This is a genomic window from Candidatus Manganitrophaceae bacterium (assembly GCA_016200325.1).
Taxonomy (GTDB): Bacteria; Nitrospirota; Nitrospiria; order SBBL01; family Manganitrophaceae; genus Manganitrophus.
The window spans coordinates 312,974-335,113 of sequence record JACQEZ010000001.1; the positions used below are offsets into that span (position 1 = coordinate 312,974).

19 protein-coding genes and 2 tRNA genes are annotated in these 22,140 nt (G+C 57.3%); 10 read left to right on the forward strand and 11 right to left on the reverse strand.

All coding sequences use genetic code 11. The features are described from left to right. Positions 1–263: 263 nt before the first annotated feature. Positions 264–340: transfer RNA gene (locus HY282_01460), tRNA-Met, on the reverse strand. 55 nt (positions 341–395) lie between these two features. Here HY282_01460 and HY282_01465 point away from each other — a divergent pair. Further along, positions 396–1,799, forward strand: a complete 1,404-nt coding sequence (locus tag HY282_01465) for a glucose-6-phosphate isomerase (protein MBI3802416.1) — start codon at positions 396–398, stop codon at positions 1,797–1,799. A gap of 63 nt (positions 1,800–1,862) precedes the next feature. Here HY282_01465 and HY282_01470 read toward each other — a convergent pair whose 3' ends face one another. Continuing rightward, entirely contained in the window at positions 1,863–2,462 is a 600-nt protein-coding gene (locus tag HY282_01470) for a hypothetical protein (GenBank protein ID MBI3802417.1), read from the reverse strand. 413 nt (positions 2,463–2,875) lie between these two features. On the opposite strand from HY282_01470, the gene def reads away from it, so the two are divergent. The 7 genes from def to pheT all read left to right on the forward strand — a co-directional run bounded on the left by def (position 2,876) and on the right by pheT (position 10,731). Beyond that, the gene (gene def / locus HY282_01475; protein MBI3802418.1) at positions 2,876–3,403 is read left to right on the forward strand and encodes a peptide deformylase; all 528 of its coding nucleotides are present in this window, start codon (positions 2,876–2,878) and stop codon (positions 3,401–3,403) included. Between the two features lies 1 nt (position 3,404). Then, positions 3,405–4,364, forward strand: coding sequence for a methionyl-tRNA formyltransferase (locus tag HY282_01480; GenBank protein MBI3802419.1), 960 nt, complete (start codon positions 3,405–3,407; stop codon positions 4,362–4,364). A gap of 12 nt (positions 4,365–4,376) precedes the next feature. Beyond that, positions 4,377–5,237, forward strand: a complete 861-nt coding sequence (gene htpX, locus HY282_01485; protein MBI3802420.1) for a zinc metalloprotease HtpX — start codon at positions 4,377–4,379, stop codon at positions 5,235–5,237. Then, positions 5,200–6,657, forward strand: a complete 1,458-nt coding sequence (gene rsmB, locus HY282_01490) for a 16S rRNA (cytosine(967)-C(5))-methyltransferase RsmB (GenBank protein ID MBI3802421.1) — start codon at positions 5,200–5,202, stop codon at positions 6,655–6,657. The genes htpX and rsmB overlap by 38 nt, the downstream gene beginning before the upstream one ends. A gap of 9 nt (positions 6,658–6,666) precedes the next feature. After that, positions 6,667–7,341, forward strand: coding sequence for a ribulose-phosphate 3-epimerase (locus HY282_01495; protein ID MBI3802422.1), 675 nt, complete (start codon positions 6,667–6,669; stop codon positions 7,339–7,341). Positions 7,342–7,381: 40 nt separating this feature from the next. Next, complete coding sequence (locus HY282_01500; protein ID MBI3802423.1) at positions 7,382–8,956, forward strand: phenylalanine--tRNA ligase subunit alpha; 1,575 nt, start codon at positions 7,382–7,384, stop codon at positions 8,954–8,956. 77 nt (positions 8,957–9,033) lie between these two features. Then, entirely contained in the window at positions 9,034–10,731 is a 1,698-nt protein-coding gene (pheT, locus tag HY282_01505; GenBank protein ID MBI3802424.1) for a phenylalanine--tRNA ligase subunit beta, read from the forward strand. A 120-nt stretch (positions 10,732–10,851) separates the two neighbouring features. On the opposite strand, the gene rplT is transcribed toward pheT, so the two are convergent. The 7 genes from rplT to clpB all read right to left on the reverse strand — a co-directional run bounded on the left by rplT (position 10,852) and on the right by clpB (position 17,515). Then, positions 10,852–11,211 carry a 50S ribosomal protein L20 gene (rplT, locus tag HY282_01510; GenBank protein ID MBI3802425.1) on the reverse strand — a complete coding sequence of 120 codons (360 nt, stop codon included), beginning with the start codon at positions 11,209–11,211 and terminating at the stop codon, positions 10,852–10,854. A gap of 34 nt (positions 11,212–11,245) precedes the next feature. Then, complete coding sequence (rpmI, locus tag HY282_01515; protein ID MBI3802426.1) at positions 11,246–11,449, reverse strand: 50S ribosomal protein L35; 204 nt, start codon at positions 11,447–11,449, stop codon at positions 11,246–11,248. Next, positions 11,446–11,970, reverse strand: a complete 525-nt coding sequence (locus tag HY282_01520) for a translation initiation factor IF-3 (GenBank protein MBI3802427.1) — start codon at positions 11,968–11,970, stop codon at positions 11,446–11,448. The genes rpmI and HY282_01520 overlap by 4 nt, the downstream gene beginning before the upstream one ends. A 54-nt stretch (positions 11,971–12,024) precedes the next feature. Beyond that, a complete protein-coding gene (thrS, locus tag HY282_01525) occupies positions 12,025–13,932 on the reverse strand; it encodes a threonine--tRNA ligase (protein MBI3802428.1) in 1,908 nt (635 codons plus the stop codon). A 118-nt stretch (positions 13,933–14,050) separates the two neighbouring features. Next, positions 14,051–14,125 (reverse strand) — tRNA-Val (locus tag HY282_01530). Positions 14,126–14,240: 115 nt separating this feature from the next. Beyond that, complete coding sequence (locus HY282_01535; GenBank protein MBI3802429.1) at positions 14,241–14,825, reverse strand: hypothetical protein; 585 nt, start codon at positions 14,823–14,825, stop codon at positions 14,241–14,243. 74 nt (positions 14,826–14,899) lie between these two features. Beyond that, a complete protein-coding gene (gene clpB / locus HY282_01540) occupies positions 14,900–17,515 on the reverse strand; it encodes an ATP-dependent chaperone ClpB (protein ID MBI3802430.1) in 2,616 nt (871 codons plus the stop codon). A gap of 151 nt (positions 17,516–17,666) precedes the next feature. On the opposite strand from clpB, the gene HY282_01545 reads away from it, so the two are divergent. Next, complete coding sequence (locus HY282_01545) at positions 17,667–18,341, forward strand: lytic transglycosylase domain-containing protein (GenBank protein ID MBI3802431.1); 675 nt, start codon at positions 17,667–17,669, stop codon at positions 18,339–18,341. 70 nt (positions 18,342–18,411) lie between these two features. On the opposite strand, the gene nadB is transcribed toward HY282_01545, so the two are convergent. Next, positions 18,412–20,034 (reverse strand): L-aspartate oxidase, encoded by a 1,623-nt coding sequence (gene nadB, locus HY282_01550; GenBank protein MBI3802432.1) that lies wholly within the window; start codon positions 20,032–20,034, stop codon positions 18,412–18,414. After that, complete coding sequence (locus HY282_01555) at positions 20,035–20,616, reverse strand: hypothetical protein (protein MBI3802433.1); 582 nt, start codon at positions 20,614–20,616, stop codon at positions 20,035–20,037. Positions 20,617–20,735: 119 nt separating this feature from the next. Between HY282_01555 and HY282_01560 the strand changes: the two genes are divergently transcribed. Then, positions 20,736–22,139 carry a DASS family sodium-coupled anion symporter gene (locus HY282_01560; protein MBI3802434.1) on the forward strand — a complete coding sequence of 468 codons (1,404 nt, stop codon included), beginning with the start codon at positions 20,736–20,738 and terminating at the stop codon, positions 22,137–22,139. Position 22,140: the final 1 nt, after the last annotated feature.

The following is a 22,140-nucleotide window of genomic DNA, read 5'->3' on the forward strand; positions in this document are numbered from 1 at the left end:
ACTTTTCGCCTTTTTTCAAAGGGGCGGGGACGTTCCGGAAGCGTCCTTGGTGAGAAATACGCTTTTTCCATTGAATCGTTTGAAACATTATTCTATAGTGTTGCCTGACTGTCTCACGGAAAGAGGACGACTCAAACGTAAAGATGCTTAAGGTCGGTTGGAAGGGGTAAAAATAAAAAAGGTTAGCCTCAAGAGCTAACCTTCTTCGACGGCCTGCGGTAAATTTGAATTCTCGAATGCAGGCGATTTAATCTGGGGTAACTTGGTTGCGGGGGCCGGATTTGAACCGACGACCTTCGGGTTATGAGCCCGACGAGCTACCAGACTGCTCCACCCCGCAACTGCATCCTAACAAACGGGGATACGGAAGTCAAGTTGATGATTGAGGAGGAAGCATGAAGCGCGTTCCAGCCCTGACATTCGATTTCAGAAATATGATGTCCGACCAGATCGGGCCGGTTAATGGCATGAGTGAGGAAGAGTGTTCGCGTGCGTTTCCCTTGCTGGAGGAGATCGACCGCTCCTTTCGAGAAGACCGACACAAAGGATTGATGCGTTTTCTAGACCTGCCGTCCCAGTCGACGGAGAAGGTGACTGCGATCGCCAAGAAAATCCGGGGCCGTTTTGAGAACTTCGTCCTCCTGGGGATCGGCGGGTCGGCGTTGGGGCCGATCGCAATCCAGCAGGCGCTTCATTCTCCCTACTACAACCTTCTCTCTAAGACGGAGCGGAACGGACCGCGGATGTTCTTTCTCGACAATGTCGATCCGACGGAGGTGGCGCCGCTGCTCGACCTGCTCGATCCGGCGAAGACGGTCGTCAATGTCGTGACCAAGTCCGGCGGGACGATTGAGACCCTGGCGCAGTTTCTTTTATTCCAAAAATGGATCTATAAGAAAGTCGGCAAGGAGAAGGGGACGGGCCATTTCATTGTGACGACCGATCCGAAAAAGGGAGCGTTGCGGGAGATCGCGCTGAAAGAAGGATATGAGATCTTGGAAATCCCGGAGCAGATCGGGGGGCGCTACTCGGTCTTGACGCCGGTCGGTCTTCTCCCGGCGGCTGTTTCCGGAGTCGACATCCAGTCGATGTTGCAGGGGGCGGCCGATCTCGACGAAGAGTTCCGAAAATGTGCTTCCCATGAAAACGGCGCGATCTGGGCCGCGTTCATTCACTATTGGTCTTTTTTAATCAAAAAGCGGAACATCCTCGTCACGATGCCCTACTCGGAGCAGCTGGTTGGGGTGGCGCAGTGGTTTGCCCAGCTCTGGGCGGAGAGCCTTGGAAAAGAGAAGGTATTGGGCGGCGGAAAGACCCCGGTCGGCCAGACGCCGGTGGTCGCCGTGGGGGCGACCGATCAGCACTCGCAGCTGCAACTTTATATGGAGGGGCCGCTCGATAAGACGATTCAGTTCCTGGTGGTGGAAACGTTGGAGAGAGACCTCTCCTTTCCGACCGTCCGGGCCGACAACCCGTTGGCCCTGTTGGCCGGCCACACGCTCGGCGGCCTTCTGAAGATTGAGCAACGCGGGATCGAAGCCTCTTTAACCGAGGCGGCCCGCCCGAGCTGCAAATTGATTGTGCCGGCGGTCGACGCGTATCACCTCGGAGCGCTTTTTTATTTCTTTGAGTATCAGACGGTCTTTGCCGGAAAGCTTTATGGGATCAATCCTTTTGACCAGCCGGGGGTCGAGGCGGGAAAGCGGATCATTCAAAAGCTGCTGAAAGAGGAAGGGCGGGAGCGGATGTTGGAGCTGGCCACCAAAACAAGAAAGAGACGATCGACCCGTTCGGCCTAAGGAGCCCCCGTGTAGACGGAGGCTCCTTGACGAAAGCGGACTGTTTTACTGCTCGACCGATCATTATTTCATTTTCTTCGGGTCTTGATAGATCATCATGTGAGCATACGGGGTGCCGTCCCACATAACATAGCTGCCGAGTTTGCTCGGCATCGAGGGGATGCCGCTCGTCTTTGAATCGAACGGCCAGAAGACCATCCAGTGGGGCGGCTCCTGCATTGTTTTTGCCCCCGCTTCGTTTTTCATCAAGATCTTTCCATCTTTTTCGAAATGCCAGCCGCCCCGCGCCATGTAGGCGATGCCGGGGGCAGTATTGGTCGGTTTGGGTGCCCCGCTCATGAGATCATTCACCCACTTGCCTGACTCCGCGTCAAAGCAGATCGGATCGGGAACCGACATTCCATCCACATCCGGGATGCAGGTAAATCCATTGCTCCCCTTCTTCGCCTCGACCAGTTTGCCGTCCGGACCCGGCACCATGATCGTCGCATCTTTTGAGATGTGCTCAGGCGCGGCACTCATCGCCAACTTGACCAACTCTTCCTGAGACATGTTTTTGATCCCGGTTTTTCCCTTTTTGGTTTCTTTCTCCGCAGCCTGGAGCGGAATCACGAGGCTGAGTGAAAGCGCCATCACACCGATCGCACCGAGAAGATGTTTCATCTTTTCCTCCGTTCGTATCGTAAGTATCAGTTTTTTGTTTTTGAAGCGATAGAATCGGATTGCCTGAACCACAGTCGATATTAATATGTAGTCTAAAAATTTGCAACCAAATAAAATGGCCTGGTGGTGAACCGCTGATGAGGGCCACGGGCAGAGCGGGAATAACGGACTGAAAATGTGCTTCCGAGCTCAGCATGGAAGGAGAAAAGGGAACCGAAGTCCGTTCGCCCTGAGCTTGTCGAAGGGAAACGGTTGAAGGACAATATAGTAAGGTGAGCACCATCGATTCAATCTTCGCAACAATGGATCTCAACCTGGACTCTGACTTAAGGCTGCCGAGAAAGAGCTTGATTAAGGTAGGACCGGTCGGTATAATTTTTTATTTAAGCATTGAGATGGGTTAAGGAGTTCGCATGGCTGTTTTAGAAATCGTAAAATATCCGACGCCGGTTTTGCTGAATCGGGCGGAGGAGGTCCGAGAGATCGACGGCACGCTCCAGGCGCGGATTAATGATATGATCGAGACCCTCTATGCTGCGCCCGGGCTTGGCCTGGCGGCGCCTCAGGTCGGCGACCCCCATCGGTTCTTCGTTTATGACCTCTCCGTGCAGGAAGAGGAGCCCACGGCGCGCAAAGGCCCCCTGGTGATCATTAACCCTGAGATCATTGAGATGGAAGGGGAGGAGATCGCAGACGAAGGGTGTCTCTCGATTCCCGGATATCATGAGAAGGTGAAGCGGGCCTATCGGGTCCTGCTCAGAGGGGTCGACCGTGAGGGGAAAGAGATCCGGTTAGAAGGGGAGGGATTGCTCGCCCGCCTCTTTCAACATGAGATCGACCATATCAACGGGGTCTTAATGGTCGACCGCTTCAGCAGCCTCAAAAAAGACATCTTCTTTCGCAAATTCAAAAAAATGTTAAAGCAAGGGGAAAGCTTTTGAAATGCCGCCTCCGCTCTCGAAACGACTCCGCGCCATCTTCATGGGAACACCCGCCTTTGCCCTCCCCTCGTTCCAAGCGCTCGCCGATTCCGAAGAGGTCATCGCGGTCGTCACCCAGCCCGACCGCCCCAAGGGGCGGGGAGAGGTCTTAACGCCGCCGCCGATTAAGGTGGCCGCCGCGCAGCGTTCGATTCCAGTTTTTCAGCCGGAGCGGATCAGAAAGGACCCCGGGTTTATCCAGACGCTCGCCCAACTCTCGCCCGACTTGATCGTCGTCGTCGCCTTCGGTCAGATCCTTCCCGAATCGGTCTTGAAAATCCCCCCCTTTGGCTGCATCAATGTCCATGGGTCGCTCCTTCCCAAATACCGGGGGGCCGCCCCGATTCAGTGGGCCCTCATTCGGGGAGAGCGCGAGAGCGGGATCACGACGATGCAGATGGATGCCGGAATGGACACCGGGGCGATGCTTCTCCGGCGGGCCGTTCCGATCGACCCGGAGGAAACGGCGGAGACCTTGGCGCCGCGTCTGTCCGAGGCGGGGGCCGCCCTCTTGATGGAGACGCTCGGCCGCTTAAAAGCGGGGACGCTGACGCCGATGGCTCAAGACGACTCCCAGGCAACCCTTGCGCCATTATTGAAGAAAGAAGACGGCCTCATCCGCTGGGAGGAGAGCGCCGAGGCGATTTTCAATCGGGCCCGCGGCGTCGCCCCCTGGCCGGGAAGTGCAACCTTCTATGAGAAAGAGCGGTGGAAAATCATTCGTCTTCGGATCGGCAGCCGGGATGGAACCTGGGGAACGCCGGGGGAGATCCTCCGCCTCTCCGATAAAGGACTTGAAGTGGCGGCAGGGATGGGTTATATCTTAATAGACCAATTGCAGCCGGAAGGGGGTCGAAAGATGACGGTCCACGAATATGCGGCCGGGCACCCGATCCAGGAACGGTCTGTTCTGCATCGATAAGGAGGTCTCTCCGTGAATGCACTGAAAACAACCTTTTTTCTGACCCTCTTGACCGTCCTGCTGGTGTTTGCCGGGAAGGCGCTGGGCGGAAATCAGGGGATGGTCTTGGCGTTTGGTTTTGCCCTGGTGATGAATGGGGTGAGCTACTGGTTTTCGGACAAGATCGTTTTAAAGATGTATGGGGCCCAGCAGGTGACCGAGGCCGAAGCGCCGCAACTCTATAGCATTGTGGCCGATCTGGCGATGCGGGCGCAGATGCCGATGCCGAAGGTCTACATGATCGACAATCCGACCCCAAACGCCTTCGCGACCGGCCGCAACCCGAACCATGCCGCCGTCGCGGTGACCAGCGGAATCATGCGGATTCTCAACCGCGAAGAGCTGACCGGGGTCTTGGCGCATGAGCTCTCGCACGTCCGGCATCGCGATATCCTCATCTCCACCGTCGCCGCCACCGTGGCCGGCGCCATCTCGATGCTCGCCAACATGGCCCAATGGGCGATGATCTTCGGCGGCTTTGGCGGGCGATCGGATGATCGCGAGGGGGGCGCCAGCGGACTCGGTGCGATCGTGATGATCATACTCGCGCCGATTGCCGCCATGCTGATCCAGATGGCGGTCTCTCGCTCCCGTGAGTTTGAGGCCGATGCCGGCGGGGCGAAGCTCTGCGGCAACCCGCTCTGGCTCGCCGAGGCGCTTCGAAAACTGGAAGCCGGGGTTCAGCGAATCCCGATGGATGCCAACCCGGCGACCGCCCACCTCTTCATCGTCAGCCCCCTTCGAGGCGGCGGGGTGATGTCGCTCTTCTCGACCCATCCGCCGATGGAAGAGCGGATTGCGCGACTGGAAGGAATGGTCTACGGCCGCAGATAAGGTAACGAAGGCAGATAAGGTAACGACGATAGATAAGAGAGAAAAAAGTAAGCCCATCTCCAAACAGAAGCTGATTCGTTCCAAGAACAAGCCCCCGGCCGCCCGGTCGGGGGCTTTGTTTCTTCTGGGAGAGTCGGAGGCGAGTCGGGACGACTTAAGCGTCCTGATCGATCGTTATCTGACCGCCCACGATTTAATAGACCGGCGCGACCGGGCGCTTCTCACCGAGCTCGTCTATGGGATTTTCCGCCAGCGCGGCTATCTCGACTGGCAGATTGATCAATTCTCCCGAGTTTCCCTCCAGCCGGCGATCCGGAATATCTTGCGCCTCGGACTCTATCAACTTCTCTTCCTCACCAAGATCCCCCCCTCCGCTGCGGTGAACACCTCGGTCGAATTGGCAAAAGCGGCGCAGGGGATCGCCGCCGGACGGCTGGTGAACGGCCTTCTTCGGAACGTCCTTCGACAGAAAAATGCCCTCCCGACCCCTGATCTGAAACGCGATCCGGCCGCCTATCTCGCCGTCACCACCTCTCATCCCGAATGGATGGTCCGACGATGGCTCGACCGCTGGGGCTTTGAAAAAACGGAGGTGCTCTGCCGGTTGAACAATGAGATCCCGCCGACGACCCTTCGGGCGAACCGGCTAAAGATCGACCGCGATGCGCTCGCCCGCCGGCTTCAAGAGGAAGGGGCGACCGTCTCGTCCGCGGCCCTTTTGTCGGACGCCCTCTTCCTCAAGGGGGTCTCCGTCTCCTCCCTTCGAGCGTATCGGGAGGGGCTTTTTTACGTTCAGGATGAAGGGGCCCAGCTCATTTCCTATCTGGTCGATCCGCAGCCGGGGGAAGAAATCCTCGATTACTGCGCCGCGCCCGGTGGGAAGACGAGCCACCTTGCCGAGCTCTCCGGAGGGAAGGGCCGGATCACCGCCACCGACCTCGATCGAGGCCGAATTGCATTGACCCGGGAGAATCTCGGACGGCTTCAGACGCCGGGGGTCTCGGTGGAGCCGCTCGATCAAGCCACCGCTGCCAATCGGCGTTACGATCGGATCCTCATCGATGCCCCCTGCTCCTCCCTCGGGATTTTGCGGCGGATTCCGGAGGGGAAGTGGCGAAAAAAACCGACGATTATCAGCGACGATGTGCAGGAGCAGCGAACGATTTTAGAGGGGGCGCTTCCGCATCTGAAGGTCGGCGGCCGATTGATCTATGCGACCTGCTCTACCGAGCCGGAGGAGAATGAAGCGCAGGCGGCGGCGTTTGAAGCGGCCCATCCGGAGCTGACGCGGGAAGATCCGAGGGAAAGTCTGCCGGCGCCGGCCCGAAGATATGTCGACGCACAGAATCAATTTACAACGCGCTTTAATTCGGATAAGATGGACCAGTTTTTTGCCGTCCGTTGGGTGAAGGTCCGGTAGGAGGAAGAAATGGCAGCCGCAGGCAAGAAAGATAAAAAAATCGCGCCGTCGATTTTGTCGGCCGACTTCTCCCGTCTCGGAGAGGAGATTAAAGCGGTCGACGCCGCGGGCGCCGACTGGATTCATATCGACGTGATGGACGGGCGGTTCGTCCCGAACCTCACCGTCGGACCGTTGATCGTCGAGGCGGCGAAGAAGGTGACCGCCCTTCCGCTCGATGTTCATCTGATGATCGTCGAGCCCGATCATCTGATCCCCGAATTTATCAAAGAGGGGGCGACCTCGGTGACGGTCCATGTGGAGGCCTGCACGCACCTCCATCGAACGGTTCAATTGATCAAACAAGAAGGGGCCCGCGCCGGGGTCTCACTCAACCCGGGGACGCCGCTCTTCCTGATTGAAGAGATTTTGGGCGACATCGATCTTCTTTTATTGATGTCGGTCAATCCAGGCTTCGGCGGGCAGAAATTTATTCCGAAGGTCCTCGATAAGATCCGGGCCGCGCGGCAGATGATCGACACGCGGCGATTGGCGGTCGACCTTGAAGTCGACGGCGGCATCAAAACGAGCAATGCCCAGCGGCTCGCCGAGGCGGGGGTCGATGTTTTCGTGGCCGGCTCGGCGATCTTTGAAAGTCCCGACTACGGGAAGACGATCCACCAATTTCGAGAGGCCATCTCCTAACTCTATCGCGGAATTCGGATTGCGGAATGAAACAGAGAATATGATGGACGAAAATGAAATTCAAAAATTAGCCGAGAGCCTTCATCCGCTCGAGCGAAAAGTCCTTCCCCTCTTTCAGGGCGAAGCGGCGGTGAGCGAGGAGGATCTCCTCCGGCGCGATCCGTCGATTCAGCCCTCTCAGCTCTCGATGGCGCTCGGCTGGCTCCTAACCAAAGAGGTATTAAAGGTGGTCGAAGAGCGGCGGCAGGAATTCGTCCTCCTCACCGAGGTCGGCCGGTCGTACGCCGCGCAGAAAAATCCGGTGCTGCGGCTCGCCGAGGAGATCCGGCAGCGCGGGCAGGTTCCGATCCGGGAGCTGCAGCAGCGGACCGACCTGGAGGCGGAGGAGAAGAGCGCCGCAATCGGCGCGTTGAAGGAGACGGCCGCCGTCAGAGTGATCCCTGGAGGATTGCTTGAGTTGGCCGATCCGTCGAAGCTCGCCGAGTTCGAGCAACTTCAAGCGACGATCGAGCGGCTGAATGAACACACAGAGGAGACCGAGATCGCTGCCCTCTCTTCCGAAGATCAGGCGACCATTGCCGCGTATCATCGAAAGCGGAGCAAGTCGAAAGGGGTCTTCCGGGTCAGCGAGCGGGTCAGCCGGAGCTATGCGCCGACCGAGCGTTTTGGACCGCTCTCTCAGCAGGCGCAATCGTCCGGCGGCGCGGAAGAGATCGGGACGCTGACCCCCGAGATGCTCAAAGAGGGGAGCTGGCGGGGAAAGCGGTTTCGGAAGTACAATATCCAACTGCCTCCCCCCCGGATCGTCGGCGGAAGAAAACATCCCTATCGAAGCTTTCTCGACCAGGTGAAAGAAAAATTCGTCTCGATGGGGTTCGAGGAGATGCGCGGCCCCTTGGTCGAAAATGAATTCTGGGACATGGACGCGCTCTACATGCCGCAATTCCATCCGGCCCGGGAGATCCATGACGTTTACTTCGTCGACGGGGTCGACCGGTCGATTCCGGACGACGTGATCGGACGGGTCGCCGCGGCGCACCAGAACGGCGGAGAGACCGGCTCGCGCGGCTGGCGCTATCCCTTCGACGTTCAGCGGACCCGCCGGCTCATTCTTCGAAGCCAGGGGACGGCGGTTTCCGCCCGGACGCTTGGCGCCGGGGCCAAGGTGCCGGGAAAATATTTCTCGATCGCACGCTGTTTTCGATATGACCAGGTCGATGCCACGCACGCGCCCGACTTCTTTCAGGTCGAGGGGATCGTCCTCGGCGAAGAGATCCACTTCCGGACTTTATTAGGCCTGTTGACCCTTTTCGCGAAAGAGATCGCCCGGGCGGAGGAGATCAAATTCCTCCCGGCCTACTTCCCCTTTACCGAGCCGTCGGTGGAGATGCATGTCCGCCACCCGAAGCTTGGATGGATGGAGCTTGGCGGGGCCGGCCTCTTCCGGCCGGAGCTGCGGAGCCCGCTTGGGGTTGATGTCCCGGTGATCGCCTGGGGGTTGGGGCTCGACCGAATGGCGATGGTGGCGCTTGGGATTTCCGACATCCGGGATCTCTTCTCGCCCGATTTAGGATTCATCCGCGAAAAGCGAATTGTGCAAGAAGGGGTTGGATAAAGAGAATGCGGATTTTGGACAGGTGGCCGCTCCTTTTCCTAGGCCATTGCGGAATGCGGAGTTAAAAACGGAAAGATATGCCGACGATTGAGATCAAGATTAGCGACTTTGAATCGCTCCTCGGAAAAAAAATCAGCGAGGCTGCACTGGAAACCCTGCTGGAACGGGTCAAGGGAGAGGTTAAAGACTTTCTTCCTAAAGAGGACACGGCCAAGATCGAGCTCAATGACAGCAACCGGCCCGACCTCTGGAGCCCGGAAGGGATTGCGCGACAGATCCTGCTCATGGAATCGAAGGGAAAGGACTATCCTTTCTTCTCCCCTCAAAAGAGGTCGGCGGACCGGAAGGTCACGGTCGCCCAGGAGTTAAAGACGATCCGTCCTTATCTGGCCGCCTGTGTATCGCGAGGGATGACGGTCACCGAGCCGATCTTGCTCCAGCTGATCCAGACGCAGGAGAAGCTCGCCGATATCTTCGGGCGGAAGCGCCAGACCGTCTCGATCGGGCTGTACCGTCTTCCGAAAATAGTCTTCCCGGTCCGATATGAGACCGCCGATCCGGCGCAGACCCGCTTTACGCCGCTCGGATTCGACCAGCCGATGACCCTCGCGGAAATCGTGACGCGCCATCCGAAAGGGATTGCCTATGTCCCTACGTTAAAGGGGGCGACCCGTTATCCGATTCTGATCGATTCCAAAGATCAGATCCTCTCCTTTCCGCCGATCATCAACAGCCGGGAGATCGGCGAGGTCCAGGTCGGCGACGCGGACCTTTTTGTCGAGGTGACCGGCACCGACCTCCGGATGGTTGTCCTTGCGCTGAATATCTTCGCCTGCAACCTCGCCGACCGGGGGGCGACGATCGAGCCGGTGGCGGTTCAATTTCCCGAGGAGACCGAGCTCGGCCGCGAGGTCGTCATGCCGTTTGATCTCTCGTCGCCGCTGGAGGTGACGCTCGAAGAGATCAATCAGGTTTTGGGGGAGAAGATGACCGATGCAGAAGCCGTCTCGCTTCTCTCCCGTTATGGGTATACCGTCGCCGGCGGGAAAGAGCGCCTTCGTGTGACGGCGCCGCCGTACCGCGACGATACGATGCACCCGATCGATGTGATCGAAGATGTCGTCATCAGTCGGGGGATTGCGTCGTTTACGCCGGAGATGCCGTCGACCTTTACCGTCGGTTCGCTCTCGCCGCTGGAGCGGCGCGCCGATCGGCTTCGTGAGGAGATGGTGGGGCTCGGTTTTCAGGAGGTCTTCTCGAACGTCCTCGGCGCGCGGCAGGAGTTCGTCGAGCGGATGCGCATCGAGGGGGTCGGAAAAGGGCGGCCCGAGGCGCGATTGATCGAGATCAAGAATCCGATGACCGAGCGCTTCTCGGTCCTTCGCCCCTGGCTCCTCCCGTCGTTGATGCGGGTGGAGGGGGCGAGCTCCAAGGCGTATTATCCGCATCGGATCTTTGAGGTCGGGGAGGTGGCGCGGTGGACGGCATCGGGCCAAGAGACGGAGACGCGGGTGCTTCTGGCAGGATTGATCGCCCATCCGACCGCCAACTTCTCGGAGCTTCAGGCCGTCTTGGAGGCGCTTTTCTACAATCTCTCGCTTCGGTATCGGCTCGAAGCGCTCTCCCATCCGACGTTCATCGATGGGCGGGCCGGGGCGATCTTCATCGGGGAACGGGAAGTCGGCTTGATCGGGGAGATCGATCCGGACGTTCTGACCCGATGGCAGATCGGGATGCCGACCGTCACCTTTGAGATCAACCTCGAGTCACTTTAAGTCAAAAAATAAAAAGGGCGCTGGATTTTTCGATCCACCGCCCTTTCCGAATCAAATCGGTTCTCTGATCGATTCTTTCTGATCCAAGCGAATCTTTACCAATCCGCCTTATTTATTCTTTCAGGCTTTCAGCTGTGCCTGGGCTGCTGAAACGATCTGGCCGAATCCGTTGGCATCATGGGCCGCCATCTCGGCGAGGATTTTTCGATTCAGCAAGATTCCCGCTTTTCTTAACCCTTCCATGAACCGGCTGTAGGTCATTCCATGGCTACGGACCGCCGCATTGATTCGGGCAATCCAGAGGCCTCTGAAGTCGCGCTTCTTTTGCCGCCGGTCACGGTAGGCGTAGAGAAGCGACTTATCGACCGCCTCGGTGGCGCTTCGATAGAGCCGGCTTTTGCCGCCATAGTACCCCTTCGCCATCTTCAGGCGATCTTTCCGCCGTTCTCGGGTCTTGGGACCCCCTTTTGCTCTAGGCATTTTCCAACTCCTTTGTTCTTTAAATAGGGAGCGACTACCTCTTGTATGGGAGGAGCCGTTCCATGATACGCGCATCGCCGCTATGGACTGGGACGGCTTTTCCAAGCGCCCGTTTCCGTTTCGCCGACTTGCTCGTGAGCAGGTGCCGCTTTCCGGCACGCCGCTGCATGACTTTGCCGGTGGCGGTCACCTTAAACCGTTTCGCGGCCCCCCGATGCGTCTTCAGTTTTGCTTTCATTTACTCTCCTTTACCGATTTTGGAACCATGATCATGGTCATGCTGTTTCCCTCCATCTTCGGAGGATATTCCGGCTGTCCCGATTCTAGCAGCGCCTGTTGAATCTTGCCCATAATCTCCCGTCCCTTCGGCTGGTAGGCCATCTCCCTGCCTCGGAACATCAGCGTGATCTTTACCTTATAGCCCTCTGCAAGAAATTCCTCTGCATGACGTATTTTGAAATCCTGATCGTGCTCTCCAGTGAAGAGCCGGAATTTCACCTCTTTGACATGCGTTCCCTTTTGATTCTGTTTGGCGGCATGGTCTTTCTTGCTCTGCTCATATTTGTACTTGCCGAAATCCATGATTCGGCAGACCGGAGGCGCCGACGTCGGAGCGACCTCGACCAGGTCGAGCCCGTATTCTTCCGCTTTTTTGGTTGCATCCCGGGCCGACATGATGCCCAACTGTTCTCCCTCGGGTCCGATGACCCGAACCTCTCTTGCCCGGATTTCCAGATTGATTCTTAATTTTGCAGCGATATAAAACCTCCCTGGTTAAATTCTAAGCGGAGACGCATGGCCCGTCTCATCGCATTAAATGGCGCGTGTTGCAATCTCTTCCAAAATTTTTTTCTCGAAGGCGTCGAGCGTCATCCCACTGCTCTCCCCCGCCCGGTTTCGGACGGCCAGGGTCTGATCGGCCGCTTCCCGATCGCCGACGACCAACATATAAGGGACTTTCATCAATTGGGCCTCTCGGATCTTCAGGCCGATCTTCTCATTCCGATCGTCAATGGCCGATCGAATCCCGGCCTCTCGAAGCCGCTGGTGGATCTGTCCTGCGTACTCCCGCTGGCGCTCGGTGATCGGGAGGATCTTCGCCTGAAGCGGCGCCAACCAGACCGGAAAGGCCCCTGCATAGTGTTCGATGAGGACGCCGAAGAAGCGCTCAATCGAGCCCATCAGCGCGCGGTGAATCATGATCGGCTGGTGCTCTTTCCCATCCTCGCCGCGGTAGGTGATCCCGAAGCGTTCCGGAAGATTGAAGTCGATCTGAATCGTGGTGCACTGCCACGACCGTCCCAACGTATCTTTGATCTTCATGTCGATCTTGGGGCCGTAGAAGACCCCCTCTCCCGGATCGATCTGATAGGCAAGCCCCTTCTGCTTCAGCGCCCCTTCCAGGGCCGAGGTCGCCTGCTCCCACCGCTCGGGACTCCCGACGAACTTTTCGGGACGGGTCGAGAGGTAAATGTCATAGCTCTCGAAGCCGAAGGTCTTTAAGACAAAGGTGGTAAAATCGAGAACCTTCAAGATCTCCGACTCGATCTGGTCGGGACGGCAGAAAAGATGGGCGTCATCTTGGGTGAACCCCCGGACCCGCAAGAGACCATGCAACACCCCGGAGCGTTCATACCGGTAGACTGTTCCCAACTCGGCCCAGCGAAACGGGAGGTCCCGGTAGCTGCGAAGATGCGACTTGTAGATCATGATATGAAAAGGGCAGTTCATCGGCTTGAGCTCGAACGGCATCCCGTCGATGTCCATCGGCGCATACATGTTCTCTTTGTAGAACTCCAGATGGCCGCTCTGCTTCCAGAGGTCGAGTCGGGCGATGTGCGGGGAGAAGACCAACTCATACCCCGACTTCACGTGGGCTTCGCGCCAGAAGTCTTCGAGGGTCTTCCGGATAATCGCGCCGTTCGGGTGCCAGAGGACCAATCCGGGGCCGATCTCGTCGGAGAAGGAGAAGAGGTCGAGCTCTTTCCCGAGCTTTCGGTGGTCTCGCTTTTTAATCTCTTCCAGCTTCTTTAGATGGGCATCGAGCTCGTCTTTCTTGGCAAAAGAGGTTCCGTAGATCCGCTGGAGCATCTTGTTCTTCTCGCTGCCGCGCCAATAGGCGCCGGCGCTCGAGAGGAGCTTGAAGGCTTTGACCTTGCCGGTGGAGGGGAGATGCGGCCCCATGCAGAGGTCGATGAAGTCTCCTTGCCGATAGGCCGAGATCGGCGGTTCAATCTCTTCGATCAACTCGACTTTGTATGGCTCTCCACGCTCCTGAAAGAGCCGAATCGCTTCTTCTTTCGAAAGCTCCATCCGGAAAATTCGGAGATCGCGCTTGGTGATCTCCACCATCTTTGCTTCGACCTTCTCGAGGTCTTCGGGGGTAAAGGGGCGTTCGAAATCGAAATCGTAGTAGAAGCCTTCTTCAATGGCCGGGCCGATCGTCATTTTCGCGGTTGGAAAAACCTCTTTCACCGCCTGGGCCATGAGGTGGGCGGAGCTGTGGCGGTAGACCTCTTTCCCTTCCGGAGAGTCGAAAGTGAGGAAGGCGATCTCCGCATCTCCTTCGACCGCTGTCGAGAGGTCTCTCGGCTGACCGTTCACACGGACCGCGATGACCTCTTTGAGTTTTCCGAGCGATTTGACCAGATCAAAAAAGGTGGTTCCGAGAGGAACTTTCTTCTCGGTCTGATTGTCTAATCGAAGTGTTGCCTCAGGCATCTAAACAGATCTCTAAAATAAAAAACAAATAAAAGGCATCCGCGTTGCAATGATGCCTTTTATTTGCAGGAAGTCGGCTCTTTCGAATGGAGGCAATGAATCATCGAAAGGCCTAAGGTGGTAGGCACGGGCGGTTTTGAACCGCCGACCTCTTGCGTGTCAAGCAAGCGCTCTCCCCCTGAGCTACGCGCCTATCTGAGAGAAATTTATCCTATCCTATAAAAATGAGTGGAGATTGTCAAGTGAAAAGGGGTATTTCGGAGGGCGACGCCTCCGAGATCGGGTCTCAAACGGGTTTGCTGAACCGGCTACTTCTTTTTCTTCTCCACGGTGATTTTCAGCTCCTTGATCTTTTTCCGAAGTGTATTGCGGTTCATCCCTAGAAGCTGGGCCGCCTGGATCTGGTTCCCTTCGGTTTCCTTTAAAGCCAAATTAATCAGTGGTTTTTCAAACTCCTGAATTAAAAGGCCGTAGAGATTCTTCATCTCGCAATTTTTTACTTTTTTGACGAAGACGGCGAGCTTCTTTTCAACCAGCTCGGCCAGATTCGGCTCGTGACCGTTCGCCTTCTCCAGGGCACCTTCTTTGGACTGGGCCGCTTTGGCATGGAGCACCGAAGCCGTGTCGCGGATCTGCTTGATCGTCTTCTTCAGCAACGGGGCCGGGGCGAGGATCGTATAGAATTCCTGGCCTTCTTCTTGAAGCTTCTGAACCTGTTTGATCTCCCGATCCCACTCTCCCTCTGTGTTGATAATGACGAGGTGATGGCCGTTCTTGGCTTGCGTCTTCGTCAGCTGAGAGAAGGACGTCGTGTTTCCGGTTTTTCCAATCTCTTTTTCAAAAAGATTAGAGAGCTCCGCGTCTCTGCGGGCAAGGATAATATCTGGGACCATGGGGGTACTCCACGTGGGAGTTGGAGGACAACTCGGATGGAAGAAAAAATGATCCCCCTGTCTATCACGGGCCCTTATTGCTTGTCAATAGTTTTATGAGACTCGGATAGGGTATGGAATGTAATTCGATTGTCTTCGATATCGACCTCGATTCGGTCTCCTTCTTTGAAGGCCCCTTCCAGCAGCTTCGCCGAGAGGGGATTCAGAATATCCCGCTCGATCACCCGTTTGAGCGGCCGTGCGCCGAAGACGGGATCATACCCCTCCCGGGCGAGGTATTTCTTCGCCTCAGGGGTGAGAATCAGCTCAATCCGCTTATGCATCAGTCGCTCCTTCAGGCGTTTCATCTGGATATCTATAATCTGCTCCAATTGCTCTATCTGGAGCGGGTGGAAGATGATGATGTCGTCGATCCGGTTGAGAAATTCAGGCCGGAAGGCGGTCCGCAGTAGACGGAGTACCTCGTTCTTCATCTCCCGTTCGTTGCCGCTCAATTCTTGGATCTGCTGGCTGCCGATATTCGATGTCATGATCAAGATGGAGTTTTTGAAATCGACCGTTCGACCTTTGCCGTCGGTCAGCCGTCCGTCGTCCAAGACCTGGAGCAAAATGCTGAAGACATCGGGGTGCGCTTTCTCGATTTCGTCAAAGAGAATGACCGAGTAGGGACGCCGCCGGACCGCTTCGGTCAGCTGGCCTCCCTCTTCGTATCCGACATAGCCCGGAGGGGCGCCGATCAGCCGGGCGACGGCATGTTTCTCCATATACTCCGACATGTCGATCCGGATGAGCGCCTGCTCGTCGTCAAAGAGAAATTCAGCCAGCGCGCGCGCCAGCTCCGTTTTGCCGACGCCGGTCGGACCGAGAAAGATAAAGGAGCCGAGGGGACGGTTCGGGTCGGAGATGCCGGCCCGGGCGCGGCGGATCGCGTTGGAGACGGCGGTGATCGCCTCCGCCTGATCGACGACCCGCTCATGCAGACGCTCTTCCATATGAATCAGCTTTTGAACCTCCCCCTCGAGCAGCCGGGTCACCGGAATGCCACTCCATTTGGCGATGATCTCGGCGATGTCTTCCTCATCGACCTCTTCTTTCAACATCTTCTGCTCGGCCTGCAGCTCCTGGAGGCGGCGATTCTCCTCGGTGAGCTGTTTTTCAAGGCTGATCAGCTTGCCGTAGCGGAGCTCCGCCGCTTTCCCGAGATCGCCGGCCCGCTCGGCCTGCTCGGCTTCGATCCGGGTCTGCTCGATCTGCTCTTTCAGGCTCCGGATCTTTTGAATCTCCTCTTTCTCCAGCTTCCAGTGGGCCGAGAGGCGATTCGCCTCTTCTTTCAGATCGGCGAGCTCTTTTTCTATTTTCTGCAATCGTTCTTTGGAGGCTGAATCTTTTTCCTTCTTGACCGCTTCCATTTCGATTTCGAGCTGGCGGATTCTTCTCTGGATTTCATCGAGCTCGGTCGGCATTGAGTCGATCTCCATCCGGAGGCGAGAGGCCGACTCATCGATCAGATCGATCGCCTTGTCCGGAAGAAAACGATCGGCGAGATACCGGTGCGATAAAACGGCGGCGGCGACCAACGCGGCATCCTTGATCCGAACGCCGTGGTGGACCTCGTACTTTTCTTTCAGACCGCGCAAGATCGAGATCGTCTGCTCCACGGTCGGCTCCTGGACGAGAACCGGCTGGAACCGCCGCTCCAGGGCGGGATCTTTCTCGATGTGTTTTCGGAATTCATCGATCGTCGTGGCGCCGACGCACCGCAGCTCTCCGCGGGCGAGCGGCGGCTTCAACATGTTGGAGGCATCCATCGCCCCTTCGGCCGCGCCTGCGCCGACCAGCGTGTGGAGCTCGTCGATGAAGAGGATGACCGCCCCTTGGGCATCGACCACCTCTTTGATTACCGCCTTCAGCCGTTCCTCGAATTCTCCTCGAAATTTCGCGCCGGCGATCAATGCGCCCATATCGAGGGCATGGACTTTTTTATTTTTTAGGCTTTCCGGGACATCGCCCGAGACGATTCGCTGCGCCAGCCCTTCGACGATGGCGGTTTTACCGACCCCCGGCTCGCCGATCAAGACCGGGTTATTTTTGGTCCGCCGGGAGAGGACCTGGATGACGCGGCGGATCTCGTCGTCTCGGCCGACGACCGGATCGAGCTTCCCCCGCCGGGCAAGGTCGGTCAAATCGCGCGAGTATCGGGCGAGCGCCTGATATTTCTCCTCGGGATTCTGATCGGTGACGCGATGCGAGCCGCGGATCTCGGCGAGGACGGAAAGGACCTTGTCCCGCTGAATCCCGAACGAGGAGAGGATGGAGCTGACCGTACTCTTGTTATCGAGCAAGGCTAAAAAAAGATGTTCGGTGCTGACATATTCATCTTTCAATTGCTCAGCCTCTTTCTCGGCGCGATCGAGAAGGGCGGCCAAGTTGGGGGTGATGTAGACCGAGCCGACCGCCCCCGGTCCCTGGACTTCAGGGATGCCCTTTAGCCGCTCATTGAGCTTGGCCCGGAGCGCGTCGAGCGGAACGCCTATTTTTTTAAGGAGATTAGGGACAATCCCTTCCTTTTGATCGATGAGGGCGAGTGCTAAATGAACCTCGTCGATCTGCTGGTGGTGAGATGCCTCCGCCTTTTTTTGGGCCTCTTGAAAGGCCTCTTGTGCCTTGAGTGTCAGTCGGTCTAAGCGCATCGAATCCTCCCTGGAAATTTTAAAAAGAGCGAGCCTTTATTATCTTCAATATAACTTTCCCACCCTCTCAATTCAAGGTGAAGCTCGAATTGACAGACGCGGAATCAAATGTTACCCTTTTCGGAAGCAATCGGAGGTCAAGCTGAACCATATGTGGTCGATTTTTTTACTCTTTTTACTCTTCATCCCCACGGAGGTCTTCTCCATGGAGGTCTTCCAATATACCGATGAGTCGGGGACAGTCCATTTTACGAACGTTCCGACTGACCCCCGGTATCGGCGCCTTCAGGGGATGCAGAATAAGTCGTTGTACACGGGGAAAGATCATCGCCAGAAGCTCTATCGATACATCGAAAAAGAGGCGACCGATCAGGGGATGGAGCCGGCCTTAATCAAAGCGGTCGTCCGTGCGGAATCGGATTTTAATTCCTATGCGGTCTCATCCGTAGGGGCCTTGGGATTGATGCAGCTGATGCCGGCGACCGCCGCCGATCTACGTCTGACCGACCCGTTCGATCCGGAGGAAAATATCCGGGGAGGGATTCGCTACCTTCGCTATCTGCTCGGTACATTTGAAAATGATCTGGTGCTCGCTTTGGCCGCCTATCACGCCGGGCTCGGAAATGTTCAGAAGTATGGGCGGATCCCGCCGATTGAAGAGACGCAGAACTATGTCGACCGGGTCTTACGTTTTTATCAGTTCTACCTCAGTAAAGCCCCCCGCAGCAGCTCCGTTTTTAAAGGAGATCGTTCCCCCGGAGAGAGGGTCTACACGAACCGACCGAAACAGTATCCGACCCTTTCCCTTTCTGAATTCAAAGAATAAAATCTGCCGGATGTTGATGAACCGCGACTGGCGCGATGAGCGCGATGAGGATGAAGCGCGGTGAGCGCATTCAGATTAACCCGAAATGTTTTGTCAGAGCGGTCCGGGTCAGGCTGATATGCTCCGAAGGGAGGTCGTTCGGCGGAAGGGGAAAGTCTTCCCGGTAATGGGCGCCGATGCTTTCTCTTCTTTTTAGCGCGGCCTCGATCATGGCGGCAGAGACCAGAAGCAGGTTCCTCGTTTCCAATGCCAATCTCGATCGCGCCGGTTTTTTCAGGACCCAGGCCCAGCGCTCCCACCGTTTCATCGCCTCCTTCAGCGAGAGCTCGCTCCGAAGAATACCGACGTGGCTCCACATCGTTTCACGGAGCTCTTTTTGAACGAGGAGGTATTTCCCGTCGGCGGCCGGTCTTGAGAGTTTCGGCGGTTCGGTCTCTTCCTCTAACAAAATCGACGTGGGGATCGGCGCCTGGCCGACCGCTTGGCCGACCCGCATACCGAAGACCAAACCTTCCAACAGGGAGTTGCTGGCGAGCCGGTTTGCGCCATGCACCCCGGTGCAGGCGACCTCGCCGACGGCCCAAAGGCCTTGCAGCGACGTTTCACCCGATAATCCGGTTTTCACCCCCCCCATCAGATAATGCGCGCTCGGCGCCACCGGGATCTGCTCCTGCGTGATGTCGATGCCGTATTGAAGACAGGTTGCGTAAATTTTTGGAAAACGCTCGCGGACAAAAGTCGGTTTGAGGTGGGTCAGATCGAGGAAGACATTCTGGCGGCGTCCTTGCTGCATTTCTTCCCAGATGGCCCGGGTGACGACATCCCGCGGGGCGAGCTCGGCATCGGGATGATAGCGGTCCATGAACCGCTTTCCCTCCGCATCCCGCAGGAGCGCACCCTCGCCCCGCATCGCCTCGGAGAGAAGAAAAGAGGGGGCGGAGGGGAGCGAGAGCGACGTCGGGTGAAACTGGAAGAACTCCATATCTTCCAGCATCACCCCCGCGCGAAGCGCCATGGCGATCCCGTCGCCGGTCGCCACCGGCGGGTTCGTCGTTCGACGGTAGATCTGGCCCGCGCCCCCCGTTGCCAGAATGACCGCCCGCGCGGTAAAAAGAACCAGCCGTTCTTCCCGCTCATCCCACACCCACGCGCCGCGACAGCGTCGCCCGCGCGCGCCACCCGCGCTGCTAAAGAAAAGATCAACGGTGAAATGACCGTTTCGAACGGAGATGTTTCCCCTTTTTTGGACCTCCTCTTTCAGCGCCCGGACGAGCTCGTTGCCGGTGGCGTCTCCCTTTGCGCGGAGGATGCGGCTGTGGCTGTGGGCCGCCTCGCGCGCGAGGAGAAAACGGTCTCCGATCTTATCAAACTCCGCCCCCCAGGCGATCAGCTCGTGAATTTGGCGGGGTCCTTCTTCCACCAACACCCGAACCGCCTCCGGGCGGCAGAGTCCCTTGCCGGCGTCGATCGTGTCTTGAAAATGGGATTCAATCGCCTCGTCCTCCTCGTTGAGGGCGGCGGCAATGCCTCCTTGCGCAAAAGCGGAGTTCGATTCGTTTGCCCACCCTTTGTTCAGGACGAGAACGTCGCCATGCCGGCTCGCCTCAATCGCGGCGCGAAGGCCGGCCACACCGCTTCCGATGATCAGAAAATCGGTGGTGACGATCGGGCTCGGTCGGGGGCGTGGCGCCATTTAGATCCCTCCCGCGGAGATCCCAAAGGGCGCATCGCCCCGAATTTCGAGCAATCGTGGAGGCTCGGCCGTGGTCCAGATGAACAACGCGTGTCCCTTCTTTTCCACGGGAGGGGTGGCGGCGGTTTTCCAGACTCCGTCCCAGTGGACCGCCGTCGTAATCGACCCCTCCTGAATTTCGACCCGATCGACCTTGATGTCGACATTTAGATCGGAAAAGGTCTTCCAGTCTTTTGAGACCTGCTCCTTCAGCGAAGAAGGGGATTGAAGGGAGGGATCGATTGCAGAGAAAAAGCCGGTTTCGTCTTTTTTCTGATAAGAGGCGGTCATCTCCGCCAAGGTCTGCCGGACATGATCGACCTGGATGGCGATGGGAGACGGTTTGTAAGGGGTGGTTGCACACCCCTGGAACCATCCGATGAGCAGAAGAAAGAGTGCCCCGACCGCGGCGGGGGAGGCGATACAGGGGGGAGGGACACCTGTCATAAATCGGTTTTTCAGAACGGTCTGAACGATCGAAAGGGATCGGCCGCGGACGACGCGGTCGGTCCCGAATGGGGGCGAACTTCGGGTTTTCATCATGAGAAGGATTATAATGTGCGCTGTCGGGGGGGTCAAGCTCTCTTTATCAATTGACTTTTCCACTCAATCTTGTTACAAAAAAAGTTTTACAGTTGCGCGCTTTGCGTTTGGTCGTCTGAATGACATTCGTTTCGGTCCTCCTTCGGCGGAAGTGGATCTTCATCGGGTTCTTGATCGGTGCTGTGATTTTAATGATCCCGATTCCGGAAGGCCTCACGCCGACCGGGATGAGGGCGCTGGCGCTGGTCGCCGTCGCCTTCATCTTTTTCATCACGGAGCCGGTGCCGCTCCCCGGGGTCGCCCTCTTCATCGCCGTCTTCGAGGTTTTACTGGGCCTCAAGAAACCGACCGGGGTGGCGCAGTCGTTCATGAGCGATTCCGTCTTCTTCATCATGGGGTCGCTGATGATCGCGGCGGCGATCGTGAAGCAGAACCTCGACAAACGAATTGCATTGGCGATTCTGCGATTGACCGGGCCGCGCGTCGAGCGGATCGTCTTCGGTTTGACCGCGGTCTCCGCGGCAATCGCTTCATTGATCGGGGAGCATACCGTGTCGGCGATGATGTTGCCGGTCGGGGTCGCCTTGATCAAATTCACCGCGGACGACCGGAGGAAGACCAAAAATCTCTCGGTCTTGATCATGCTCTCGATCGCCTACGGCGCGATGGTCGCCGCGGTCGGAACCCCTTCCGGGGGGGCTCGCAATGCCATCATGCTGGCGTATTGGAAGGAACTTTACGGATTGAATTTCACCTATTTTCAGTGGGTGACGATCGCTTATCCGATCATCTTGTTGGAGGTTCCGCTGGTGGCGTTTGTGCTCTATCGCTCCTTTTCTCCGGAGGTGAAGGATCTCTCCCCGGCGATCGCCGCGCTTCAGACGCGGGTGGCGGAGGAGGGGAAACTCACCTCACGCGATTGGGTTACCATCACCATTTTCGGTTTTACCGTATTGATGTGGATGACGATATCGTCCCGGATCGGCCTCGGCATCACGGCGTTGATCGGAGTGCTCCTTTTTTTGGTGGCCGACGTGGTCCGGTGGGAAGATCTAAACAACAGCGTGAACTGGGGGACGATCCTCGTTTACGGCGGGGCGATCTCGCTCGGTATCGTCATGAAGGAATCGGGGGTGGCCGAGTGGATTGCGGCCTCTTTTCTGAAATGGGTTGAGCCGATCGGAATTCACCGGGGGATCCCATTGCTGGCGGCGATGGGGGTGATGACGACCCTGCTCGCCTCTTTCATGAGCAGCGGGGCGACCGTCGGGATGCTCGGTCCGATCAACCTTCAGATCGCGAGCCTCTCGGGGACGTCGATTCTGGAGGCCGGTTTTATCACGGTCATCTCGACCTCTTTTGTCTATCTTACTTCCATCGCCTCGCCCGCCTGCAACATTATCTATGGGAGCGGCTATCTGAATCGGACCGACTTTCTGAAGGCGGGATGGAAATTGGTGTTGATCTCTTTGCTCCTCCTGCTTCTGATCAGCGCCGGTTATTGGAGCGTGCTGGGGATTTAGA

What these genes read in the sequence shown, in the direction of transcription:
- HY282_01495 (MBI3802422.1), top strand. Translation starts at nt 6,667, where the DNA reads ATGGCAGCCGCAGGCAAGAAAGATAAAAAAATCGCGCCGTCGATTTTG.
- HY282_01480 (MBI3802419.1), top strand. Translation starts at nt 3,405, where the DNA reads ATGCCGCCTCCGCTCTCGAAACGACTCCGCGCCATCTTCATGGGAACA.
- pheT (MBI3802424.1), top strand. Translation starts at nt 9,034, where the DNA reads ATGCCGACGATTGAGATCAAGATTAGCGACTTTGAATCGCTCCTCGGA.
- thrS (MBI3802428.1), bottom strand. Translation starts at nt 13,932, where the DNA reads ATGCCTGAGGCAACACTTCGATTAGACAATCAGACCGAGAAGAAAGTT.
- rpmI (MBI3802426.1), bottom strand. Translation starts at nt 11,449, where the DNA reads ATGAAAGCAAAACTGAAGACGCATCGGGGGGCCGCGAAACGGTTTAAG.
- HY282_01470 (MBI3802417.1), bottom strand. Translation starts at nt 2,462, where the DNA reads ATGAAACATCTTCTCGGTGCGATCGGTGTGATGGCGCTTTCACTCAGC.
- clpB (MBI3802430.1), bottom strand. Translation starts at nt 17,515, where the DNA reads ATGCGCTTAGACCGACTGACACTCAAGGCACAAGAGGCCTTTCAAGAG.
- HY282_01535 (MBI3802429.1), bottom strand. Translation starts at nt 14,825, where the DNA reads ATGGTCCCAGATATTATCCTTGCCCGCAGAGACGCGGAGCTCTCTAAT.
- HY282_01500 (MBI3802423.1), top strand. Translation starts at nt 7,382, where the DNA reads ATGATGGACGAAAATGAAATTCAAAAATTAGCCGAGAGCCTTCATCCG.
- nadB (MBI3802432.1), bottom strand. Translation starts at nt 20,034, where the DNA reads ATGGCGCCACGCCCCCGACCGAGCCCGATCGTCACCACCGATTTTCTG.
- HY282_01465 (MBI3802416.1), top strand. Translation starts at nt 396, where the DNA reads ATGAAGCGCGTTCCAGCCCTGACATTCGATTTCAGAAATATGATGTCC.
- HY282_01555 (MBI3802433.1), bottom strand. Translation starts at nt 20,616, where the DNA reads ATGATGAAAACCCGAAGTTCGCCCCCATTCGGGACCGACCGCGTCGTC.
- rplT (MBI3802425.1), bottom strand. Translation starts at nt 11,211, where the DNA reads ATGCCTAGAGCAAAAGGGGGTCCCAAGACCCGAGAACGGCGGAAAGAT.
- HY282_01560 (MBI3802434.1), top strand. Translation starts at nt 20,736, where the DNA reads ATGACATTCGTTTCGGTCCTCCTTCGGCGGAAGTGGATCTTCATCGGG.
- HY282_01545 (MBI3802431.1), top strand. Translation starts at nt 17,667, where the DNA reads ATGTGGTCGATTTTTTTACTCTTTTTACTCTTCATCCCCACGGAGGTC.
- def (MBI3802418.1), top strand. Translation starts at nt 2,876, where the DNA reads ATGGCTGTTTTAGAAATCGTAAAATATCCGACGCCGGTTTTGCTGAAT.